Origin of the sequence: Scytonema sp. PCC 10023 (assembly GCF_963920835.1) — a bacterium.
In the GTDB taxonomy this organism is placed as follows: Bacteria; Cyanobacteriota; Cyanobacteriia; order Cyanobacteriales; family Nostocaceae; genus Kalymmatonema.
Genome location: NZ_CAWUDP010000004.1, coordinates 163,138 through 184,425, shown reverse-complemented (window position 1 = coordinate 184,425; position 21,288 = coordinate 163,138). Strand labels below are relative to the sequence as shown.

The 21,288-nt window shown below is 43.5% G+C and carries 15 protein-coding genes and 2 pseudogenes; 7 read left to right on the top strand and 10 right to left on the bottom strand.

The features are described 5' to 3' along the window. Positions 1 to 29: 29 nt before the first annotated feature. Together ACM0OZ_RS04410 and ACM0OZ_RS04405 are read right to left on the bottom strand one after the other, a co-directional pair. Positions 30 to 965 carry an alpha/beta fold hydrolase gene (locus ACM0OZ_RS04410; RefSeq protein WP_414581597.1) on the bottom strand — a complete coding sequence of 312 codons (936 nt, stop codon included), beginning with the start codon at positions 963 to 965 and terminating at the stop codon, positions 30 to 32. Between the two features lie 19 nt (positions 966 to 984). Then, the gene (locus ACM0OZ_RS04405) at positions 985 to 1,470 is read right to left on the bottom strand and encodes a DUF4112 domain-containing protein (RefSeq protein ID WP_414581596.1); all 486 of its coding nucleotides are present in this window, start codon (positions 1,468 to 1,470) and stop codon (positions 985 to 987) included. A 182-nt stretch (positions 1,471 to 1,652) separates the two neighbouring features. On the opposite strand from ACM0OZ_RS04405, the gene ACM0OZ_RS04400 reads away from it, so the two are divergent. Then, positions 1,653 to 2,102 (top strand): hypothetical protein, encoded by a 450-nt coding sequence (locus ACM0OZ_RS04400; RefSeq protein WP_414581595.1) that lies wholly within the window; start codon positions 1,653 to 1,655, stop codon positions 2,100 to 2,102. 80 nt (positions 2,103 to 2,182) lie between these two features. Here the strand turns inward: ACM0OZ_RS04400 and thrC are convergent, their stop codons facing one another. Further along, positions 2,183 to 3,274 (bottom strand): threonine synthase, encoded by a 1,092-nt coding sequence (gene thrC / locus ACM0OZ_RS04395; RefSeq protein ID WP_073632647.1) that lies wholly within the window; start codon positions 3,272 to 3,274, stop codon positions 2,183 to 2,185. A 348-nt stretch (positions 3,275 to 3,622) separates the two neighbouring features. Here thrC and ACM0OZ_RS04390 point away from each other — a divergent pair, with 348 nt between their 5' ends. Then, positions 3,623 to 3,808, top strand: a complete 186-nt coding sequence (locus ACM0OZ_RS04390; RefSeq protein ID WP_414581594.1) for a hypothetical protein — start codon at positions 3,623 to 3,625, stop codon at positions 3,806 to 3,808. 234 nt (positions 3,809 to 4,042) lie between these two features. Here the strand turns inward: ACM0OZ_RS04390 and ACM0OZ_RS04385 are convergent, their stop codons facing one another. After that, positions 4,043 to 6,493 (bottom strand): hypothetical protein, encoded by a 2,451-nt coding sequence (locus tag ACM0OZ_RS04385; protein WP_414581593.1) that lies wholly within the window; start codon positions 6,491 to 6,493, stop codon positions 4,043 to 4,045. A 498-nt stretch (positions 6,494 to 6,991) separates the two neighbouring features. Further along, positions 6,992 to 7,126, bottom strand: a complete 135-nt coding sequence (locus ACM0OZ_RS04380; RefSeq protein ID WP_414581592.1) for a LysR family transcriptional regulator — start codon at positions 7,124 to 7,126, stop codon at positions 6,992 to 6,994. Between the two features lie 402 nt (positions 7,127 to 7,528). Here ACM0OZ_RS04380 and ACM0OZ_RS04375 point away from each other — a divergent pair. Continuing rightward, a pseudogene (locus ACM0OZ_RS04375) lies at positions 7,529 to 7,705 on the top strand (ISAs1 family transposase); the annotation flags it as partial. A 398-nt stretch (positions 7,706 to 8,103) separates the two neighbouring features. Here ACM0OZ_RS04375 and ACM0OZ_RS04370 read toward each other — a convergent pair. From ACM0OZ_RS04370 to ACM0OZ_RS04350, 5 genes and pseudogenes are all read right to left on the bottom strand, one after another. Further along, entirely contained in the window at positions 8,104 to 9,516 is a 1,413-nt protein-coding gene (locus ACM0OZ_RS04370) for a cation:proton antiporter (protein WP_414581591.1), read from the bottom strand. Between the two features lie 280 nt (positions 9,517 to 9,796). Beyond that, entirely contained in the window at positions 9,797 to 10,129 is a 333-nt protein-coding gene (locus ACM0OZ_RS04365; protein WP_414581590.1) for a P-II family nitrogen regulator, read from the bottom strand. Between the two features lie 92 nt (positions 10,130 to 10,221). Then, positions 10,222 to 11,337 carry a sodium-dependent bicarbonate transport family permease gene (locus ACM0OZ_RS04360; RefSeq protein ID WP_414581589.1) on the bottom strand — a complete coding sequence of 372 codons (1,116 nt, stop codon included), beginning with the start codon at positions 11,335 to 11,337 and terminating at the stop codon, positions 10,222 to 10,224. Positions 11,338 to 11,708: 371 nt separating this feature from the next. Then, a pseudogene (locus ACM0OZ_RS04355) lies at positions 11,709 to 11,855 on the bottom strand (ISAs1 family transposase); the annotation flags it as partial. 826 nt (positions 11,856 to 12,681) lie between these two features. After that, on the bottom strand, positions 12,682 to 13,905 hold the full coding sequence (locus ACM0OZ_RS04350; protein ID WP_414581588.1) for a glycosyltransferase family 4 protein: 1,224 nt from the start codon (positions 13,903 to 13,905) through the stop codon (positions 12,682 to 12,684). Between the two features lie 318 nt (positions 13,906 to 14,223). On the opposite strand from ACM0OZ_RS04350, the gene ACM0OZ_RS04345 reads away from it, so the two are divergent. From ACM0OZ_RS04345 to ACM0OZ_RS04330, 4 genes are all read left to right on the top strand, one after another. After that, positions 14,224 to 15,171, top strand: coding sequence for a glycosyltransferase family 2 protein (locus ACM0OZ_RS04345; protein WP_414581587.1), 948 nt, complete (start codon positions 14,224 to 14,226; stop codon positions 15,169 to 15,171). Positions 15,172 to 15,381: 210 nt separating this feature from the next. Beyond that, the gene (locus ACM0OZ_RS04340) at positions 15,382 to 16,239 is read left to right on the top strand and encodes a transcription factor RcaD (protein ID WP_414581586.1); all 858 of its coding nucleotides are present in this window, start codon (positions 15,382 to 15,384) and stop codon (positions 16,237 to 16,239) included. Positions 16,240 to 16,250: 11 nt separating this feature from the next. Continuing rightward, on the top strand, positions 16,251 to 18,350 hold the full coding sequence (locus tag ACM0OZ_RS04335; RefSeq protein ID WP_414581585.1) for an AAA family ATPase: 2,100 nt from the start codon (positions 16,251 to 16,253) through the stop codon (positions 18,348 to 18,350). 32 nt (positions 18,351 to 18,382) lie between these two features. Beyond that, positions 18,383 to 21,040, top strand: a complete 2,658-nt coding sequence (locus tag ACM0OZ_RS04330) for a DNA translocase FtsK (RefSeq protein WP_414581584.1) — start codon at positions 18,383 to 18,385, stop codon at positions 21,038 to 21,040. Positions 21,041 to 21,288 lie beyond the last annotated feature (248 nt).

The following is a 21,288-nucleotide window of genomic DNA, read 5'->3' as shown; positions in this document are numbered from 1 at the left end:
TTGACCTATGTGTTCTTCTTAATCCTTGTTCAACAGAAATTGGTTTCCTGCAAGAAATTAAGAATCGCTGCATTCACCGCTTCTGAAGCACCAGAGGACGCATCATGATGGCAGTTAGGCAGGATTTGTAATTTAGCCTGGGGAAGGCGCTGACGCAATTTTTCCCCATCGCTAGCAGGAAACCAACTATCTTGTTCGCCCCATAAAATCAGGGTAGGACATGTTATGGCACCGAGATTATTCTGAATTTTACTAATTAGATTTGGTTTATCTGTTTGCAAGTGTTCAATTTCCCGCGCTGCTATTTGTAACTCTTCAGCCACCTTCGTAAGAGTCCCATAAATTTCAGTGTAAGGGTAAGTTATCCAGTAAACATCATCTTGCGTCAGTATTGATGGGTCGTACAAGACTCCACGCCTTTCTATTGCCATAATTTCTCTCACCAGTGGTGCAAACAGATGCGCTAGACGAGAGGAGTCAATTGCTTGCACGATTTCTAAAGGGATTTGGGAAAGCAACCACATTCCCCAATGAGGTAACCGTTGGGGAAAGATAGGGACATTTACCAGCACAAGCCGCGCTATTAACTGGGGATTTGCTTGGGCAAGACCAAGGGCAATTAATGCACCTAAAGATTCTGCCACAAGAACCACGGGTTCATCACATAAGGAAAGAATGACTCTTTCTAACTCAATAATTTGATGACCAGCCTGTTCTCTGCGAAACACAGGTTTTTCGGAAAACCCGTAACCTTTGGCATCAAAACAAATAACCCGAAAATACTTTGAGAGTGGCTCGACACTGTGACGCCAATTGTAGCTCCAGCTGCCAACACCATGTAAGAGAAATAAAGGTTTACCTGTTCCTTTTTCACCGTAAGCGATTTTTACAGGATACCCATTAGCATCGGTAATTACGAGACTTTGCCGCCCTTTGGGGAAAGTCGCTTGCCACCAGTCTTTCATTAATTTCGTCGTCACTTATCTAACCGCCCGTAAACAATCCAAGCAGCATTCCAAGCAGTTTCATGAGCATCACGGTAAATGCGACTAATCCAATAGCGACTATAAACAATACTGTCATAACCGCAAATACAAACCACTTGTCTGCCCTCTTCCTCTGGCTAGGAAACTTTAAATGATCTTCCAATAGCTTGATATTATACTCGTTAGCTTTCCAGCCGACATCAAATAAATCCCCTGCGATCGGTACTGCCCCTACTACGGCATCAATAATGATATTCAATACCATTCTGCTCAAAGTAGATGCTGGCGCACCTAACCGGGCAGATTCTAGGACAATGTATGCTGAAAGCATAACTCCTAAAAAATCACCGCCGACAGGTATTAATCCCAATATGGGGTCTAAACCAACACTAATTTGTGTTCCCGGAACGGTAATGACTCTATCGAGTAAGCGGCTAAGTTGACGCAGTCTTCTTAAAGTGGGTGCTTTGGCATCAAGTTCCATTGTGGATAGTGAGGGGGAAATTCAGAGATGAGGGCGTTTGCATTTGAGTTGTTAAACGCCTAAATATTCTACTCTTATGCAGGGAAAGTGAATGGCTTACCTCTAGTATATGTAACAATATGTACTAATTTTTTGCTATAAACTATGTTTTCAGGTTTTGCGGGTGATATGTATCAGCTTTTATGACTCAAGAATTAACTTCCCAGTGGTTGGCAGAAATTAAAGCACTCAAACAGCAGATAGCGGAACTTCAAGCAGAACATGATACAGGATGGCAAAGTGCCGAAAAATGGCGGAAACTCTACAACACAGAAGCAGAACAACGGCGTACAGATGCTCAGATGGCGCAACAGACGATCGCCTCTTTAAAAGCACAAATACACCAAATCCAAGGTATTGAGTCAGCACAACTTGATGATCCCACAGCGACAACAGCCATTCAACAAGAAGTCGAACAACTCGAATCAGTGGAGGAATTGAAAGCCAGATTGATTGCGGTAACGAAAGAACGCGATCGCCTGCTACAAGCTTTGAAAACAGAGCAAGACAACCACGCCCAAACGCGCAAAAGCTTAACCACCGCCTTAGGTGATGCTATAGATGGTTTAACTAAGGAAAGAGGTAATACATAACTAGGCAAGCAAGGGAGATAGGAACGTGGGGAGACTCAGAGAAGTTTCCCTCTCTCTCTCCCTCTCTCCCTCCCTCTCTCCTAAAATCCCATCGCCTCTGCGACTGCCAATAATTCTGGCGCAATGCCCTGTTTAAATTGACTTTGACTGTGTTTGATGGCAGTATCTGGGTCTTTTAAACCGTTGCCGGTGAGGACACAAACTACAGTCGCGCCTGTAGGAACTTGGTCTTTCACCTGCAACAAACCAGCAACGGAAGCGGCGCTGGCGGGTTCGCAGAAAATCCCTTCTTCTGAAGCCAAAAGGCGATATGCATCAAGAATTTCCGCATCGGTGACGGCGTGGAAACTGCCCATACTTGCTTGTTGGGCGGCAACTGCTTTTTGCCAGCTGGCAGGGTTGCCAATGCGAATTGCTGTGGCTATGGTTTCTGGATGTGCCACTGGCTGACCATTCACGAGGGGAGCTGCACCTGCTGCTTGGAATCCCATCATCTTAGGTAGGCGATCGCACTTTCTGGCTTGATGGTATTGACAAAATCCCATCCAATATGCTGTGATATTTCCCGCATTACCCACTGGAATACACAGCCAATCAGGAGCATCGCCCATAACATCAACAATTTCAAACGCCCCTGTTTTTTGCCCTTCTAAGCGGTAAGGATTGACGGAATTTACCAAAGTGATCGGATAACTTTCTGCCATTTCGCGCACAATTTCCAGCGCTTGGTCAAAGTTACCTTTGATTGCCAGGACTTCTGCCCCATACAGCAGCGCCTGTGCCAACTTGCCCAACGCCACATAGCCATCAGGTATGATCACAAAGGCACGCATTCCCCCACGCCGAGCGTAAGCCGCTGCTGCTGCTGAGGTGTTGCCCGTACTGGCACAAATGACCGCCTTTGCTCCAGCTTCCTTTGCCTTAGAAATTGCCAATGTCATTCCTCGGTCTTTAAAGCTACCAGTGGGGTTCAGACCATCGTATTTGACGAAGACACGCACTTGTCTGCCAATGCGTTCTGCAATTGAGGGAACAGGTATTAAAGGTGTATTGCCCTCCTGCAGTGTGACAACTGGTGTTGTTTCGTTGACAGGTAAGTATTCGCGATATTGCTCTATCAGTCCAAGCCAGGGTTGGCGATGAGATTTAGCAGCAGACAGGCTCAAAGTCACGGTATTTAAAAGCTCTTAGCTCCAATTGAAAACAGCATCTGGTATATATTTTGCACTCCAGATGCCACCGACGCGCAAGATGTTATCAATAAGTTACCTTGTCTCCCTCCGGAACCCTCCGGAACCCTCATCCCCCTCCGGAACCCTCCCTCACTCCCTCCCTCACTCCCTCCCTCTTAGTTCACGTGTTTAGTTGGGAACAAGACAACTGCATAAGCAGTCTCCTAGTACACAACCTGAGACATATTTCATTTGTGGTAGAAAAGTTTATAATTTTTTAATGATTCTTAAAACTTGGCTACTATAATATCTCTAGTGGTGTGAGTTGAGTTCTGGATAGATATGGCAATGTCTACATCTAGTGTTTCTGAAAACGAGTCCCGGGCTATCTGGGCAAACAAGTTGAACAAGTGTTATTACCAAGCCGAGCAGTTAGATAAGTTTATGCATCTACAGGCAGAGGTAGATTGCTTGCTACAGCAATTGCAAAGTATGAAAAGGCAAAACGTATCTGCTACACACAAGGAGGAATAAGTCGCCAATATATTAGCGATACTTATTTAAAGTTAGTCATGAAGCGCGAAAAACAAGCGGACTAACATGGATTATTAATTGAGAATTTTCTCAATATACATGTAGGAGCGGCTAGCTCCGAAGTAACGCCTGTGGACAAGTAAGAGCCGTCTCTCTTGGTAGAAGCAGGAAGCAGACAAAGTAGATGTCATGGACAACTATGGATAAGTTCTGTGTAGCAGTGTGAGCAGTCTACTATTCAAAGCGCTGATTCTTTTGTGACCAAACTTTCAACCTATAACCGTGGGCGTTCTCTAGAAGCAAACCTACAGATTGTCCTCCCGAAAGCTTGGCGATCGCCCTTAACAAAGCTGGGGAATCTTGCTTTAAGTCAGTATAAATGACTTGACCAGTATCAGACAAGATCAGCGTGCGAGGACGGGATTGATTTTTGTCAGGACTTGTGAGTGTTGACTGTTGCGGCTGAAAACTTCCGTCCTCGCTGGTATCTTGCATATCTAAAGATGCTATTGCCTCTGGCGAAATGGTTAGCACAGTTTCCGGCATTGCATCACCTGTTAAATCAACCTCTTGAACAGGCAAACTTCCTAGGTTTTGCAGGATATATTGCGAGTCTGGAACCGTACCATCAGGCAACTGACCAGATTCTTGGAGCGATCGCCACAATACCGGTAGCATGGCTTTTACCCTGAGCGCGTCTTGTTGGTACAGTTCTTGGAGCGTCATTGGTACTGACTCAACCCATTCTAAAGCAGAATTTGTCATCGCTAAAAGTGGTTGTTGTAGAGACGTTGCATATAAAGTCTCTACACTCTCATCTGCAGCAACGAGTAACCGCAAGACGCCATCGCGAAATTGCACGGCTTTGATGGTGGCTGTCGTCGTTACCTGTTCTCTGTTTGCCAGCCAGACGACTATTTGAATTTCCGGGTCAGAATCTATACCTAAAGCCTTCCACAAAAATTTTTCTGGCGAAGTTTGAGGAGGCTTTAAATTTGTAAACGGGAAATATAACCAGCGTCTTCCATCATGAAATGCAGAGACTTCCACCTGATACCAAACCTGGTTATCAGCTTTTTGTAGAGACACGTCTTGCTGCGTATCTACAAAAATACTATGGCGCTTATCTTCAAAAACCCTATGACGCGTCTGTTGTGAGGGAGGTTTTAGCCAGTCAGCGGCGTTAACTTCAGCGATTGATTGTACCGAACCAACAATCTGGCTCGAGTGAGTAGGGATTTGAGATGCGGCGTCACCATTGAGTTGTCCTAACAACCCTTGAATATAGGTAAGGGTGTCTGTTGTGGTTTTGGATTGCGTATTTAACCAGGAATTTGCCCGTTGTTGCCCATACTTGGCTGCTAAAATCAAGGCACCCCAAGCTTGCACCGACTGTTGATTTGGGTTCACCCGCAATTGTGCTTCTACACGACTCCACAACCGTCCTTTATCTGCTTTTAGTAGGGTGCCAATTTCTTGGGCATTTTGCAGGGAAGCCTCAAACACTTGTAAAGCTTTGTCCCAACGACCATCTATTAAATCTGCCAGGACTTGTTGGCTGGGGCTTGTCGAAGTTGTGTCTGCTTGGGTTTTGGTAACTTGGGAATGCAAATCAATCACATCCATTTGCGCTTGTGCTGCTTGTGGAAGCTGCTCTGTCAGTTGTTTTTTGAAAGATTCCAACTGTTTAAAGGCTGGTGTCCACAGTCCATTACGGGCTAACATCAAGGCATTTTGGTAATCTGAATCTTCGAGGGCTGGTGGAGTCAGGGAAATTTGCTCTAGTTGAATAGGGTTAAGGACAAACTTGACAGAGTTGACTTGATAAACGCGTAGTTGCGGTTCTAAACCAACTGTTTGATCCACAACTAACTCTTTTGCATCACCACCGGTGACTTCCCGCCATTGAGGGAGTTGTCCACTGGGACTTGTCCAAGGCAGCATCAGTTGTAGGTGAGCGCCATCAGGATTGTAGTAAACTATCTGACCATAAGCAATTCCACTTGTTCCTTGTTGACGCTGTCCTCGTAAATAAAACCATACACCTGGCGAGGGTGTATCGCCTTCAAAACGACCTACTTCGCTTAAAGGCAAAGGTAAACTGGAACCTTGGTTGTCATCAGTAGCATTCACAATGGGAGCGACGACAAAAGATTCTTCTGGTCCAGTCACTTTGAGTTGAGCAGCTAGATGATAGTATGCCTTTGATACAGATTGCAGTTCTGGGTTTCCTGCGCGTTGATAAACCCTAAGTTCAACTATATACTTGCAATCAGACTGACAATTAGCACGCTGCTTAAAAACAGGGAGTAAAAAAGAAGTTGTTGTGTCGCGTTCCAAAGGTAGGATTTGTCCCGCTATTTGTCCTTGTTTGCTGAGGGAATCTTGAATTTCTCTAAGGGTTTGGGAGCGTTTTGAGTTATTGTCGGAAATATTTCCCCATCCTGGTAAAGATTTATTTAGCCAGCTTACCTGCTCTGGATTAAGTATAAATTGAACGCTAATCCAGGCAAAAGTCGTAATTAAACCAGCGCTGCATAACAAAACTGTCATTGCTACCATCGACGCTAGCCAACTTCCCTGTTGAGGCTTTTCCTTGAATTTTTCAGTTAGGCGCTTGAGTGGACTTGAATTCGCCTGATTTGATCTGCATGGTTTTGGTGCAGGATTTGAAGGGTTTGCCATGCTACTTGTGCTGTAAATCCAATAGGTACTTTGGCAAGAGTATTTTCCTTTATACTCGTGTTCCTTAAATGTTGGTTAGAAACATTTAAAGGAAGGTAAGTGTGGAAAATTTTTCAATTTTCACTTTTGATTATTCTTTTCTTCTTCATTTACATTTATCAGGATGCAATGCCTGATTTCCGCACAATTTTCTCCTTAACTTTCTATTTTCTTTACAAAATCAGTAAATTCACCAATGCCATAAAAACCCGTCCTTCAATAGACTCTCATTATGTGTGTGTGAGTTGAGTGTAAAAAAAACCGAGAAACAAGAATGAACGGTTGCGGCTTTGTTGGTCGCGGCAATGAGAAACGGAGACATCAAAAGACACAGAGATAATTTTTTCCGCGTCGTAAGTGTCTCCGTGTTTTCTTTATTTTCCGATGTATCTATAAAGATTGGATATTTTTACTGAATAAATAAAAGCTATTTCATTAATTTTTTGAAGCAACTTTTTTTCAATAATTTTCCAATTCAAGGTTTTTGATTTGACGGGTTAACACAGGTTGGGAAATATACAGTCGGACGGCAGCACGGCTAAAATTAAGTTCTTCTGCAACGGTCAAAAAATATTTAAGATGCCGTAATTCCATGAATTGATTGGGTATACCTAAAAGTTATAGCTATCAGAATTATAAGACATTGGACTTTATATGTATGTTCTATTACCCTAATATTTGTCTATACTAAAACGCTTTCTTTCATTAGCAAGAAGAGATTGCACCTTCAACTTATTAAAGTAAAAGAATTTTATGCCTTCAAAGTTCTAGATGGAGTGGGTCGTCAAAGATCAAAATCATTTATCTTCTGAAATAAAGACGGATGGTATTTTTTTTAAAAAAGTACCGCAGAATTCTGGCAAATTTGTGTGTCAACACGTCCTTGTACTGTTCGAGTTTGGATTGAGGAAGTTTCGGAAGAGAGAAAGGGCGCTTAACCAGGGCAAACGCATCTAAATATTGATGAGCATGGATAAAAGTAGAATGCACTATAAGAGGGAAGATGACTGTCGGATTAGAAAAGATAATGCTCCACAGAATTTTGCAATTCTCAGACATATTGCAGTCAATCTTTTAACTCAAGAGAAGCGTGTCAAACGTGGAATCAAAAATAAACAGTTTCTCGCGGCGATGGATAACAAATATTTACTAAGTATTTTAGCGTTAGCTTAAAATAGTACATCCAAACTTGAGTTTAATATTTTACATAAAAGTTTTATCTATTCTCCAGGTAAATATAATTTTATGTGTCCCATAATTAAATTATTTTAGTATTAATGATTAGTCATTCAGTTGAAGATAAGCTAATTCACATTTTGGGAAAATATTTGATTTATTTTATTTATCATTTTATCAATTTTTACAATTCTCTATGTCATTTTTAAATCTTCCTTAGTTTTTATTAGTAAATAAGATGCGTTTGCCCTGGGGAGGTGGAGCGATGCTCCACCTCCCCATCCCACCTCAGGCGATTATCATTATATTTAGCTGCCGGATATTAAGCGATCGCTCACTTACCAACTACTTTTGACCACACCCATTGAGTAAACAGCCGTAATCTCGTAAAACCGTTACTCACTTGCTGTTTCTACAGCCGTGGTAGATTCTGGGATGGGATTCGTGGATGAACCAAAGGCAACCCGTAAAAAAGGTGGAGCCAGGAAAGTTGTCAAAATTACCATGATAATAATCGACACCTCCAGCGGCTTATCCAAAATGCCGCTAGCTGAGCCGATGCCAGCAAACACTAGACCCACCTCACCTCGAGGGATCATCCCAACCCCGATCGCCACTCGATTGATGCCGGGTTGTCCAAACACTGCCCAACCTGTGATCAGCTTGCCGATAATCGCCACCCCCATCAAAAAGACAGCAATCAATAGTCCTGCCCGATTCTCCGGTACCGCCGGGTTCAAAACACCGAGGTCGGCACGCGCTCCCACCGTCACAAAGAAGATGGGTACCAGTAAATCGGCGATCGGTTTGATTAATTCATCTAACTCGTTCCGGGCATCGGTTTCATCGAGCACCAAACCCGCTGCAAAGGCACCTAAAATCGCTTCGAGATGAATGGCGTTCCCTAAAAATGCCATAAAGAAAGCGAAGATAAATGCCGGAATCACAATATTTCCACGGGTTTTGAGCTGATCCACGATCGCCACAAAACTTTTGTTAAAGATACCCCCCAATAAAATTGATCCAATCAAAAATGCCGTAGCGCTGACAATCAAGTAAATGACATTGGCGACATCAATCTCACCGGTTTTGGCTAAGCTGGCGACTACAGCCAGGACAATAATGCCGAGGACATCATCAATCACCGCCGCGCCAACAATGATTTGCCCTTCTTTGGATTTGAGTTGACCTAACTCTGATAACACTTTAGAGGTAATGCCGATACTCGTTGCCGTTAACGCGGCCCCCGCAAAAATCGCTGGAATTGCTGCGACATGAAAGAGCATCATTAACCCTGCCGTGCCCGCCGCAAAAGGTGCCGCGACTCCGACACAGGCGACAACCGTGGCTTGAATTCCCACTTCCTTCAGTTGCCGCAGATCGGATTCCAGTCCAATTTCAAACAGCAGAATAATCACGCCGATTTCAGCTAGAACCGAAATCACTTCACTTTGCGACTCAAAGATGCGGGTCAGCGCATCCGGTGCCAATTGATTCAATCCTTGCAGCGCCGTCATAATCACCGAGTCAGAGGCAGACAGCCCCCCTTCGGGAAAGATCACCAGGTGCAACGCCGAAACACCGACAATCACACCGGCGACCAGTTCCCCCAGGACGGGCGGAAAATCCAATCGCCTAGCGACTTCTGCGCCGAACTTGCTGGCCAGATAAATCACCACCAGCGTCAGCAATACGCCAGACAGAATAATGGGTGAATCCTCAGCAACAACGGTCGCCAGGAATGGTATCGGAGCCATGAGAGCGGCGATCCCACTACTGAAAGGAGGCAGAATGTTGGACAGAATCATGAGTTTAAAACGATGAAGGTTAAGGGTCTGAGGAAGTCATAAAACTGCGGGGGGTATGAAAAAGGCAACCGATCAAAGATGGTCATGCTTTGGATGCGGTTGCCTGGATCGAGACAAGCTTAGTTGTCAGTGAGTGACGCGGGCGAATGGGTGTTGAGATTATCTTGAGTCACAATCAGCTTCTCCGCTTGGGCATCATCTAAATCGACTAACGTTTTGAGTAACGGTCACCAAAAAGCCGGGGTCATGACCCGGCTTTTTAGGTCTGTGTCGTCTCGATTCAACAGCCGTCTGGTCCACAGAAACTGTGCCCGTACAGTACCTCCGCGTCACAGATATAGATCATGCCCGCAAAATCGAGGAAAAACTTCACTGCGACCTGATCCGCAATATTCTCGGCCATATCCCGATCCGGGGTGAGCACCTCGAATTTTATATTCGCCGTGGTGTCAGAAACGCTGGGTTGTCCCGACGAGCGCACGTTGCGACTGCCTTTACCGCCGGTTTCCAGAACCGTATAACCGGTTGCCCCGGATTCTTCGATGATATCGGCGATCTTTTTCAGCAGAATCTTTTCCGTGATGATGACGAGCTTTTTGGCTGGCTTGGCCATGTTGGTTACCTCCTTACCGTAATTGATCTTATATATTGAGTCGCTTGGTCTGCCGGGTCAAGGGAGGGCCGACAGACCGCGACCCGTCGGGATTAGCTGCCGCCTATCGCCTGGGCGAGTCCGAGGAAGAGCGGTATACACAAGCCGATCGCAATGGGTGTACCGATGGCTGTGGAGGCACCGATGTAGGCGGAGGGATTGGCCGACGGAATCCCAGCTCGCAACGTGGGCGGACCTGAGATGTCTGAACTGGAGGCGGCGATGACGGCCAGGATCACAACACCGCCCAGGCTGAATCCCGTGGCGTAGTGGGCAATCATGCCGAGACCGAAGGCGATGAACCCATGCACCAGCGGTGCCACCACGCTATACACGACGTACCACTGGGCCACCTTGCGCAGTTCGCCAATCCTTGACCAAGCCTCCATACCCATGACCAGCATCAAGATCGAAAGCAAGCCGCGGAAGAGGGGATCGTAGAAGCTTTTATAGACACTTTCTGGCTGGGTGAACAGGCCAAGAGCAATGCCGAGCAACATTGCCGATAGGGCAGGACCCTGGAGGCTTTCCTGCACGATCGGCCATATCTTGACCCGATTATTTGCAGGACCCTGCTGCTTACTGAGATACTCTTGTCGGCTGCTGGGATAATCTTGCTGATCGAGATAATTGCCTGCTGCAACGGGCTGCTTGCTGAGATACTGGTCTTCTGCTCTACGCTTCTTCTTGTTGAGATAAATGTTGGCCACCACAATCGCCGTTACGAGCGCTGGGATATCCATGAAGGGATAGAGTGCGGCAGCCCATGCCTCGTATTGGATTTTTTGTTCTTCCAGTAGCGTCAGGGCGGCGGCCATGGTAGAGCCACTCACAGCACCAAACAACCCCCCCGTCGCAATCGCATCTACGGTTTTGACCTTCGGCAGCTTGGCCAACGTATAGCGCGCGATGAATACAACAAGAATCCCTACTGCTACAGCAAACGCTGCGGGTAACACCATCTCCGTCAGGTTGGAATTGCGGATCGCAATACCACCGGTCAGACCGATTTTGGTGAGCAACATGAAGACGATGATCTGACAAATCGCCTCTGGAATTACCAATTGGCTACCGAGAGCGGCAATGACCATACCACCAATCAAAAAACCAAGTGTTGGGGACTGCAACTGCTTAACGAAGTCCATTAAAAAAAAGGACAAAAAATCCACGAATGCCTCCTTCTCCTCGGATGAGGAGTATTGCAATAAATGAACTAAATGAACTTTAAACAGTTAAAGAAAGTAAGAGTGAGGCGCTTCACCCCTACAGCACACGATCGCGCAGTCAAAGAAGTCTCAACAACAGACTGCCGAGAATGATTGCCGAGCGACTTCAAGCTCTGAAAAACTAAATCGTAATAGTTAAATCATTTGGATATTCTTATACTGTACGCCACTTTGGGTAGTAATACTTGCTGAGGGATCAAGAAAAAAGTTTTTGTATGCATAAAGGTTCTTCTATGGTTTTTAGATCACTGACACCGCGAAGCCAGCGGTCGGGGGCAGCAGCCCAACAAGTCGTTGCAGCGGCGGAATAAATTTTAAGCTAACGCTAAAATACTTAGTAAATATTTGTTATCCATCGCCGCGAGAAACTGTTTATTTTTGATTCCACGTTTGACACGCTTCTCTTGAGTTAAAAGATTGACTGCAATATGTCTGAGAATTGCAAAATTCTGTGGAGCATTAGTGGCAACCGTCGGTTGCCTCTAATCCACTCCTCATAATGATTATCATTATTTGAAAAGAGATGTTTAATTTTCTGAAAGTACTATGAGGTCTAGCTTATAGTGCATTCTACTTTTATCCATGCTCATCAATATTTAGATGCGTTTGCCCTGGGCGCTTAACTGGAAGTCAGTGGAGTGACATCAACTACTTTCAGTAGACCGAAAACTTTTGTAAGTTCACGAAAGAATAAGGGTTTCAGGCGACGCTTCTGAGACCCAGGAGAGCGATTGCGCGGAGCGCAGTGCCCCTTGGGCAATCGCTTACCTGGGCTAGAGAACTGATCTACAACCCTATTGCTCAAAAAGCAGATGATACGGGCATTCTGGCGGATTGTATGCAATCCGTCAAATGAACGGATGGTAAGCTTTCTAGAAATCTTTTCGGTCTACTGACTTTATTTATAGCAAGGGACTAGGGACTAGGGACTGGGGATTGGGTGAAGAGTCTTTTTGTGTCTAGGTTTTATCATTTGTTGATGTCCTAACCACCTTGGCTGTTGCTATAAATAAAGAACGTTTTCAGGAGAAAGGGCGCTTAGCTGGAAGTCAGTGGAGTGACAGCTGCACAAATATTCCCTTTTAAGGCGATAGAAATGTGTCATCTCAGGGCAAACGCGAGTGCGTGCGCTTTGCGCTTAGCGTGCCGCAGGCATGGGAATACTGTTGGGTAATGCCAAAAACTCTTTTAACCACTATTTTTTACTCATGCCATAATTCTCAATGTCTTCCCATCCTTGCGCCCCAGCTATTGTTGCGAGAATAGCTATAAATGCTGAGTTTTGACTCAGCACCCACCACCTGTAAGGACTTCCTCATAGCGTTTACCAGCGCTATCCCAAGTGAATTCTATTTCTACCAATTGTCTACCGTTACGAGACAATTCTGCTCGCAATTGCGGATTTTCAAATAATTGACAAACAGCAGTCACATATTCTGTAGGCTGATTTGCTCGTAAGGCAATCAGTGGTACATTTGCACCATCTACAGCCAGTCCTTCTAAACCGCGATCGCTTGCGACGACTGGTACACCCGCAGCGATCGCCTCTAAAGTTTTATTTTTAATACCAAATCCCGTCCGCATCGGCACAACGCAGACAGTCGCTTTGTGCAAATACTCTACCATTGAAGGCACACGCCCTGTTACAGTAATACCAGGTTTTTCTTTAAGTGCTAAAACTTCTGGTGCAGGACGAGAACCAACAATATCGAAAGTCGTATCAGGGTAAAGTTTTTGAATTTCTGGTAAAACTTCGTTGCTGAAAAAGCACACAGCATCGATATTTGCTAAATTATCCATTGCACCGATGAAAATTAAGCGGTGTCCCCCTGGATCAGTGGTGCGGTTGGGAAACGAAACCAAATCTACGCCATTGGGAATGACTACAATTTCACTATTAGGGTTAAATTCTTGCATCTGAACCCTATCTTCTTCTGTTGTTACCACAATTGCCGAGAATTTAGAGCTGTAGCGTTGCTCGTAACGACGCAAAAGTGGTAGATAAAGTCTATCTCGAAATCTATTTTCAGAAATACCAGTGTCTAACTGGTTGCGACAGGTACCGTAGACAGAACTATGAACGTTGACTACAGTTCTGATATGTTTTTGTAAGTGCGATCGCACATAAATTTCATTCACGCTATGTTCGCACGTAATGACATCACATTTCCCCGCCTGTATAAAGTTATCAACCCAGATTTGCATTTCATCTGAGTAGCGGTTTAACACACTTGGCGGTGTCCCTTGTCGTATAAAAGCCATGAAGCGCTGAATTTTCTTCAGTATCCCTCCGTATTTACCGGAGTCTTTTGGGCGATTAAAAAGAATTAAGTTGTCAACACAATCCCGTAATCCTAGTATTTCTGCATCTGTAACATCAGGCTCTCGTTGAGTAACCAGGGTGATAGCATGGTGTTGACTGAGATACTTAAGCAAATTAAACGTCCTCACCTGCGTTCCACCTCGTGTAGGCGGATAGGGAAATGTCGAAGAGAGCATTAAAATTCTCATAGTGTACCGAGTAGCAAAAAGAGGGAACTACAGCGATGATATACACATAATAATTTTTTTCCAAGCAAATATTTCAGTATTTGTACGTAATTATTTGTAAAAGTATAGGATTCCTCCGCAGATTTTTGAAATACACGTAGGGTGGGCAATGCTTACCAAAACCCAGATATAACCCAGATATAGTGGGCATTGCCCACCCGAAAAATACTTAAAATTTTTCAAAAATAAAACCGGATTGCTATATCAATATTTTTTTAAAATTAAGAATTAAAAAAATGACATAATTCTACTATTCTTGCTTCTTATAACTCAAAAAATATGCCTAAAATAAGTGTTTGCATTCCAACTTTCAATCGTGTGAAGCTGCTACCTTTCGCTATTGAAAGTGTACTACAACAAACTTATCAAGACTTTGAATTGATTATCTGTGATGATGGTTCTCAGGATGGGACACCTGAACTTATTTTGCAGTACACAGACAACCGCATCAAATATATCCGTCATCCAGAAAATATTGGTAAAAGTAATAATATGCGCTCTGGCTTTGATGCCGCAATGGGCGAATATTTTATGAAATTTGATGATGATGATAAGTTAACACCAAATTTCCTAACACGTACCGCAGCGATTCTTGATAAAGACTCTAGCATTGATTTTGTTGGAACTGACCACTGGGTGATTGATATTAACAACGTCCGAGATGAAGCGAAAACGCAAGAAAATTCTCGCCGCTGGGGTAGGGCGAATTTACAAGCAGGTATTATTGATAATTTGTTAGAAGTTGTGTTTGTTAACCAAAGCTTTCAAATAGGCGCAACCTTATTTCGCCGTTCCACCTTGCAAGAGTTGGGATTTATGCAGCCCAATTGGCAAAATTGCGAGGATAATGATTTATTTGTGCGGTTGGCTTTGGCAGGAAAGAAAGGCTATTACTTACCAGAGTTGTTAATGGAATATCGCTTTCATGACCAACAGCAAGGTATTGATCGGGCAATTCCTTATTTAACTGATAAATTGCAGTATTTAGGAAGTTATAAATTTCCATCGGACAAGCTGGAGGAAATTAGGCAAAAGCGTCTTGCAGAGACACAGTTATTGTTAGGGTTACGGTTAATTGAAAAGGGTGAAACGCAAAAAGGAAGAGAGTTAGTTTTGGCAGGGAAGTCTTTTTCTTCTGCTAAGGCGTGGACTGGGTTAGGGTTGTCGCTGTTACCTGTGGGGTTGCGTCCTTGGGCGTTTGGTTTGGTAAGACGGGTGAAGGGGTAAGAAATGGTTCGCGCAAAGTCGCAAAGGCGCAAAGAAAGAGGATAGAGGGTAAGTTGGGTTAAGGTACGAAACCGAATATCTAATTTTATGTTTGTTTGGGAACATTTAGGCTGCTTGAACACACTAAATCTAGCTACGATAAAAAGGAGTGTAAATTATTGCAGTTCGAGCTAGAGTGGTGCTGATTTATATTTAAGCAAGAATACCCGCATGGATACCAATGAGTTAAAGTTCTTATTAAAGTTACTAGGATGTTCCGATTATCGGTCAAGCCTTAGTTCTAGTAGTTTCAAAGCTTTTAAAGGTAAAGAGAAAATTTGTCAAAGTTTGGGCGATCGCGAACTGGTAGACTATTCCCGCGAGATTGCCGCAGTTAAGATTTTACCGCCTGGTCAAGCTCTGCTAAAAACTGACACAGATCAGTTGCCGCTCAAGCCTAATGAATTGAAGGTACTGGAGAGTATCAGCAAGGCTTCAGGAAAAATCACGCCAAGCAAAATTAATGTCAAATCTGTGAAGTCAGAGGAGCGAGACGCCATCTTGCAAAGCTTCCATGAAAAGGGATTAATTGACGCTGAAATCAAGATTAAGAAGACTAAAGCTGAGGTATGGCTTACCGAACGCGGAATTGAGTATTTGCGGGATGACTACAGTCCAAAGGGTGCTGCAAACATTAGCTTGGATTTGCTGAATAATTACCTGCGCTTTTTGCGGAAATCTTTACATGCTAAGCCTGAGCAAGTAGCTACTTCAGCACCTACCAAGGAAGAGTCGGCTGCTGTAACTATTATTAATCTTACGGACGAAGAAATTTTACAAACTATCCGGAGATTGGATCGGGAACTGGGAACTGACAATTATTTGCCAATTTTTCATCTGCGGCAAAAGTTACAACCGCCGCTATCACGGGAAGAATTAGATAAGGCACTGTATCGTCTGGAAGCAAATGACCAAATTGAGTTAAGAGCGCTTGTACACGCCCAAGAATACACCCCAGATCAAGTCAACGCTGGCATTAGCCAGCGTTCAGGCAGTCCTCTGTTTTTTCTTAAAGTTACCGTTAATTAAAGAGCAGCCTTATGGCATCCATAGATGAAATTATTCTGAGAAGTACCAACCCCTTCGATAACTTTCGCTCTGTCAACTTTTGGCACAAACAGCAACAGCCAGAACCCAGGGTTGACTCTATCCATCAAGAAGCGATCACGTCAGTAGAAGCAATTCTTGATCAAGTTATTCGAGACCATCGGACACGCACTGTGGTATTGGACGGCGATAATGGTTCTGGAAAGACTTATCTGTTAGGTCGGCTGAAAAAAGCATTTAATCATAAAGCTTTTTTTGTCTACATACCTCCATTTCCTCAAAGTGATGGCATCTGGAGACATATCTTGCGCTACACAGTTGATAGCTTAGTACAAGTTCCAGAGGGACAACAAGATACTCAGTTGCTGCTTTGGCTTGAGAGTTTGTTATCTGTCATCAAGCAACGCAGTATAAAAGAACGCATTTTCCAAGATGATATTTTCAGTTTGTGGCGAAGCGATCGCCGAAAATTTATCAACAAACTCAAAAGTACATACAAGCAAGCAGGTATCTATAATGCCGACAATTTTTTTGGAGTACTGCATGACCTTACTAATTCAGAACTAAATACCTTAGCTTGCGAGTGGTTACGAGGAAATGACTTAAGTGAAGAGTCTCTCAAAGCTCTACGGGTAGGAAGCTCTATTGATACAGAAGAAGCAGCACGGGAAACTCTAGCCAACTTTAGTCGAATTGCTGCTGACACCCAGCCAATTGTGCTGTGCTTCGATCAGCTAGAAAGTATTGCTCGGTTACCAGATGGTTCTCTAGATTTACAGACTTTATTTAGCATCAATACCAAAATTCACGACGAAGATAACAACTTTTTGATCATTATTAGCATCACTACGAATACCTGGCAACAAAATGCTACCCGAATTGACCTATCACACAAAGCTCGTATAGACAGAAAAGTTTCTTTAAGACTTATCAATTTAAACCAAGCAGAATCACTTTTGGCATCTCGTCTTTACTTTCTGCACCGTCAAGCAAATCCTGAGCCAGCTTCCTTTATTTATCCTTTAACTCGTCAATACATAGAGGAAGAATTTCCAGGTGGCAAAACTAATCCCAGAAACGCACTTATGCTTGGACGAGATATATTTCAAGATTACAAAGAATGGTTAGCTTCTCGTACCAATAAGGATGAATTTAAACGAAGGACTGCAGGAGACGAAGATGAGCATTCAAAATTGATAGCTGCTGTAAAATTGAAATGGCGTGAGGAATTGAGCAAAGTTCAACAGCGAATCACGAAACTTCGCCACTTATCCTCACCCGAACTTATTCAGATGCTACAAGAAGCTTTAGCTGCTTTGCAAATAGAGGATATTAAAACTCCACTGTTCACCGGCACAAAGTTTGCCAGTTATTCACTAGGCTATAAATTTCCTTCTCAAGCTGCACGAGTAGGTGTTATTTGGACAGAAGATGGTAAAATGACTACTTTCTTCCATGTCATGGAAGCTTGCGGCAAAGCAATTGAAAAAAATCCTTCCTTAAAGCTGCGGTTGATTCGTGCAGAAGAAGTGGGTAGCTCAAGCAATAAAGGCTACAAACGCTATACAGAAATTTTCACAGGTTCTCCCCATAGTCGCATTACGCCAAATCTTTCCTCTGTTCACTACATAGCCACCTATCATAGCTTAGTGAAAGATGCTCGTGAGGGAGATTTGGTCATTGCTGGAAAAACCATTAATTTGAAGAATTTACAATCTCTCATTCGTGAATCTAAACTTTTGGATGATTGTCCATTATTACAAGATTTGGGGATAGTTAAACAAAATAGCGACACAAGCCAAAAAAGAGATGACGATGCTAAGACAAAAGTAAAGCAATTTAAGATAATTATGCCAGTCACAACACCCAAAGAATTGTTAACAGCAAAAGAATTTTTGTTGGACTTAATGACAACTCAAAAATTTATGGGACGACAGCAACTTATCCAAAATGCTCGCAGTCAGTTTCCTATGTTGACTGAATTGCAAATCAATCAATTAATACAGCAGATGTGTCAAGAAAAGCTTGTTCAAATTCTTGACCAGAAAGCTAAACCAGAAGCTCAATTGATTTGTCTAGTCCCTAAAAGTTAATTTTTGGAATTGAATTTAGGCGAAATGAGCTCATGCAATATCTTTCAGAAGCCAATGAAATCAGATCGCAAATCACCAAATTATCCTTGGCTAAAACACTATGGCTAGATACAGAAATCGCTGACTGGAATACTCCCTATCCCAAATTATCGCTCATTCAGGTGTTGGCTAACCCCACAGATTCTGCGGGTGAATCTGTTTATATTCTCGATGTGTTACATAAACCTGATTTAGCAGCATATTTTATTAACCAAATCATGGTTAATCCTAATATAGAAAAGGTATTCCACAACGCCAGCTTTGATTTGAAATACCTGGGTGGACAGCTAGCCCAAAATGTTACCTGTACGCTCAAGCTAGCCAGAAAGATTACCCGCGAAGTTTTGCAAGTATCCAACTTACAACTTAAAACATTAGCAGCAGAACTCTGTGGATTTTCTAATGTAAATAAAGAAGAACAAGCAAGCGACTGGGGAAAACGTCCCCTTAGCGGAAAGCAGCTACAATACGCGGCAATGGATACAGTTTATTTGGCTGCTGTGCATCGCCGCTTATTAGAAATTTCTCATCCCAATATTATAAATAATATTTTTGATATGGCATCTACATCTAATAGTTTAAAAAAACCAACAGAAAAATCTGAAAAATCATCTTTAACTGTTACTAAAGTCAGAGTTGCCTTTGAGTCTCCCCGCCTTTTTTATTTAAATCAGCATTTCGGGGGAAACACCTTATTTTTACCACGAAATACCCAGAATGGAATTGGCAAGGCATTCCATCTATTAGCTGATGAATTTGTGAGTTTAGCTACTCATGAACCACGATTTCAAGATTTGTTTCAACCATCTGCTGCCCAATTGCAGGTAGAGGAAATTGCCTCTGGTATGCAACAGCTTTTTTATGAAGTAAAGTTCTATCCTTACCTACAACAAGTTGTTAAAAAAGATGCTAACCAAGCACAAGCAATGCTACAAGTTTGGCAGGGATTACAACGACTGATCAAACGCTTTGCTGAATTGCTGGTAGTTAATCGCCGCTATTGCGATGCAGAAACAGTTATTCGTAAGACTTTTATCACAGAAGAACGCAGCCTTGAGTATTACTTTAATCTCCCAGATGGAACGCAACAACGGGTAGGAGGAGAATTTGATTGCTTAGTCTACAACTTTGAACTCAAGCGCCTATGTGTGGTGGAATTTAAAACCTATCAGCCTGCTGATGCATCAGCGCAATTAGCCCAGGTTGCGCTTTATAGTTATATGCTATGGCAAAAGAAAAAAGTAGCTGTTGACTCGGCGGTTTACTGTGTTTTGCCTGAGTTCAAAGAGTATCAGTATACCTGGGAACAGCTAGAAAATACGGTGCATCAGCTGATTCCCTATAAGTTACAACAGATGCAGCAATGGCTGAGTTGGGAACCACCAAATCCCAATCCCCCACCGCCTACAACCCAGCCTTATCTGTGCGAAATTTGTCCACAGCAGCAAAAGTGTCAGGCTTATTTTGTAGTTGATAACAGTCAGTGTTTTGTGGGGCAGGCGTCTCGCCTGCCTGTAGAAGAGGGCGGGCAAGATGCTCCGAAGTTTGCTCAACGGGGGGAACCCCCGCACGCAACTTCTCTCCACCCCACAAGAGATGAGGAGGTAACTCCCAATGCTGATGCCATAGGTGAAGAATTGGTTGCCACGTTGCAATCTTTTGGTATTGGTGTAGATTACCACGGGGCTGCTGTTGGTCCAGCTTTTATCCGGGTGAAACTCAAACCCCAGCTTGGTGTGAAAGTGAACTCTTTGCTGAAGTTATCGGCTGATTTGCAAGTGCAGTTGGGGTTAGCAAATTCGCCTCTGATTTCTCCTCAGGCTGGATATGTCAGTGTTGACTTACCTCGTCCAGACAGGCAAGTTGCTAGATTTGAGGATTATATAAAGTCGCAACCTTTACCAGCAACCGCACCTGTAAAAATTGCCATAGGGGTGAATTTAGAGGGACAGTTGGTAGAGGCTGATTTGTCCGATCCAAATACCTGTCACTTTTTGGTTGGGGGTACAACTGGGAGTGGAAAGAGTGAGTTTTTGCGATCGCTCCTTCTAAGTCTACTCGTTCGTCATTCGCCGCAACATCTACAGATTGCCTTAGTTGATCCCAAACGAGTTACCTTTCCCGAATTTGAGCGGATGCGGTGGTTGTACTCGCCAGTCGTTAAAGATAGCGATCGCGCTATTGAACTGATGGAAGAATTAGTCACAGAAATGGAGTCGCGCTATCAGCGATTTGAAAAAGCTGGGTGTGCTGATTTGAGTACTTACAATCAACGTTCTCAACAGCTTTTGCCTCGCATTGTCTGCATTTTTGATGAATACGCTGATTTCATGGCAGAAAAAGAAACTCGTACGGCGTTAGAACAAAGCATTAAACGTCTGGGTGCAATGGCAAGAGCAGCTGGAATTCATCTCATTATTGCTACCCAACGTCCTGAAGCAGGTATTGTTACCCCAATTATACGCTCTAACTTACCAGGACGCGTTGCACTCCGAACTGCCAGTGAAGCAGACTCAGCAATTATCTTGGGAGGAAAACAAACAGCCGCTGCTCGCTTATTAGGTAAAGGCGATTTACTCTACCTCATTGGCGCTCAAATGCATCGGTTACAAAGTTTATTTGCGACACAGATTAGCCTACCGTCAGTCTAGCCTTGTCTATAGCAATCCTAAATTATAAGCCCTACGGGCTGCCTTCGGCTACGTGAACAACAAGATTCCCGACTTCTTAAAGAAGTCGGGAATCTAAGTATGCCCAATTTTCACAAATCAGATAGGATTGCTATATCATAAGTGCCTTGTATCTATAAGAACAATGAGATAACAGTCAATTTTCAGAGATCGACATAGATAAACGCAAGCTATTTATGTCCATCTCTATAGATTTTTGATTCTAAATT

Bases quoted from the DNA above. Each gene is read 5' to 3' on its own strand.
- ACM0OZ_RS04410 (WP_414581597.1), bottom strand. From the start codon at position 965: ATGAAAGACTGGTGGCAAGCGACTTTCCCCAAAGGGCGGCAAAGTCTC.
- ACM0OZ_RS04405 (WP_414581596.1), bottom strand. From the start codon at position 1,470: ATGGAACTTGATGCCAAAGCACCCACTTTAAGAAGACTGCGTCAACTT.
- ACM0OZ_RS04400 (WP_414581595.1), top strand. From the start codon at position 1,653: ATGACTCAAGAATTAACTTCCCAGTGGTTGGCAGAAATTAAAGCACTC.
- ACM0OZ_RS04390 (WP_414581594.1), top strand. From the start codon at position 3,623: ATGTCTACATCTAGTGTTTCTGAAAACGAGTCCCGGGCTATCTGGGCA.
- ACM0OZ_RS04385 (WP_414581593.1), bottom strand. From the start codon at position 6,493: ATGGCAAACCCTTCAAATCCTGCACCAAAACCATGCAGATCAAATCAG.
- ACM0OZ_RS04380 (WP_414581592.1), bottom strand. From the start codon at position 7,126: ATGGAATTACGGCATCTTAAATATTTTTTGACCGTTGCAGAAGAACTT.
- ACM0OZ_RS04370 (WP_414581591.1), bottom strand. From the start codon at position 9,516: ATGATTCTGTCCAACATTCTGCCTCCTTTCAGTAGTGGGATCGCCGCT.
- ACM0OZ_RS04365 (WP_414581590.1), bottom strand. From the start codon at position 10,129: ATGGCCAAGCCAGCCAAAAAGCTCGTCATCATCACGGAAAAGATTCTG.
- ACM0OZ_RS04350 (WP_414581588.1), bottom strand. From the start codon at position 13,905: ATGAGAATTTTAATGCTCTCTTCGACATTTCCCTATCCGCCTACACGA.
- ACM0OZ_RS04345 (WP_414581587.1), top strand. From the start codon at position 14,224: ATGCCTAAAATAAGTGTTTGCATTCCAACTTTCAATCGTGTGAAGCTG.
- ACM0OZ_RS04340 (WP_414581586.1), top strand. From the start codon at position 15,382: ATGGATACCAATGAGTTAAAGTTCTTATTAAAGTTACTAGGATGTTCC.
- ACM0OZ_RS04335 (WP_414581585.1), top strand. From the start codon at position 16,251: ATGGCATCCATAGATGAAATTATTCTGAGAAGTACCAACCCCTTCGAT.
- ACM0OZ_RS04330 (WP_414581584.1), top strand. From the start codon at position 18,383: ATGCAATATCTTTCAGAAGCCAATGAAATCAGATCGCAAATCACCAAA.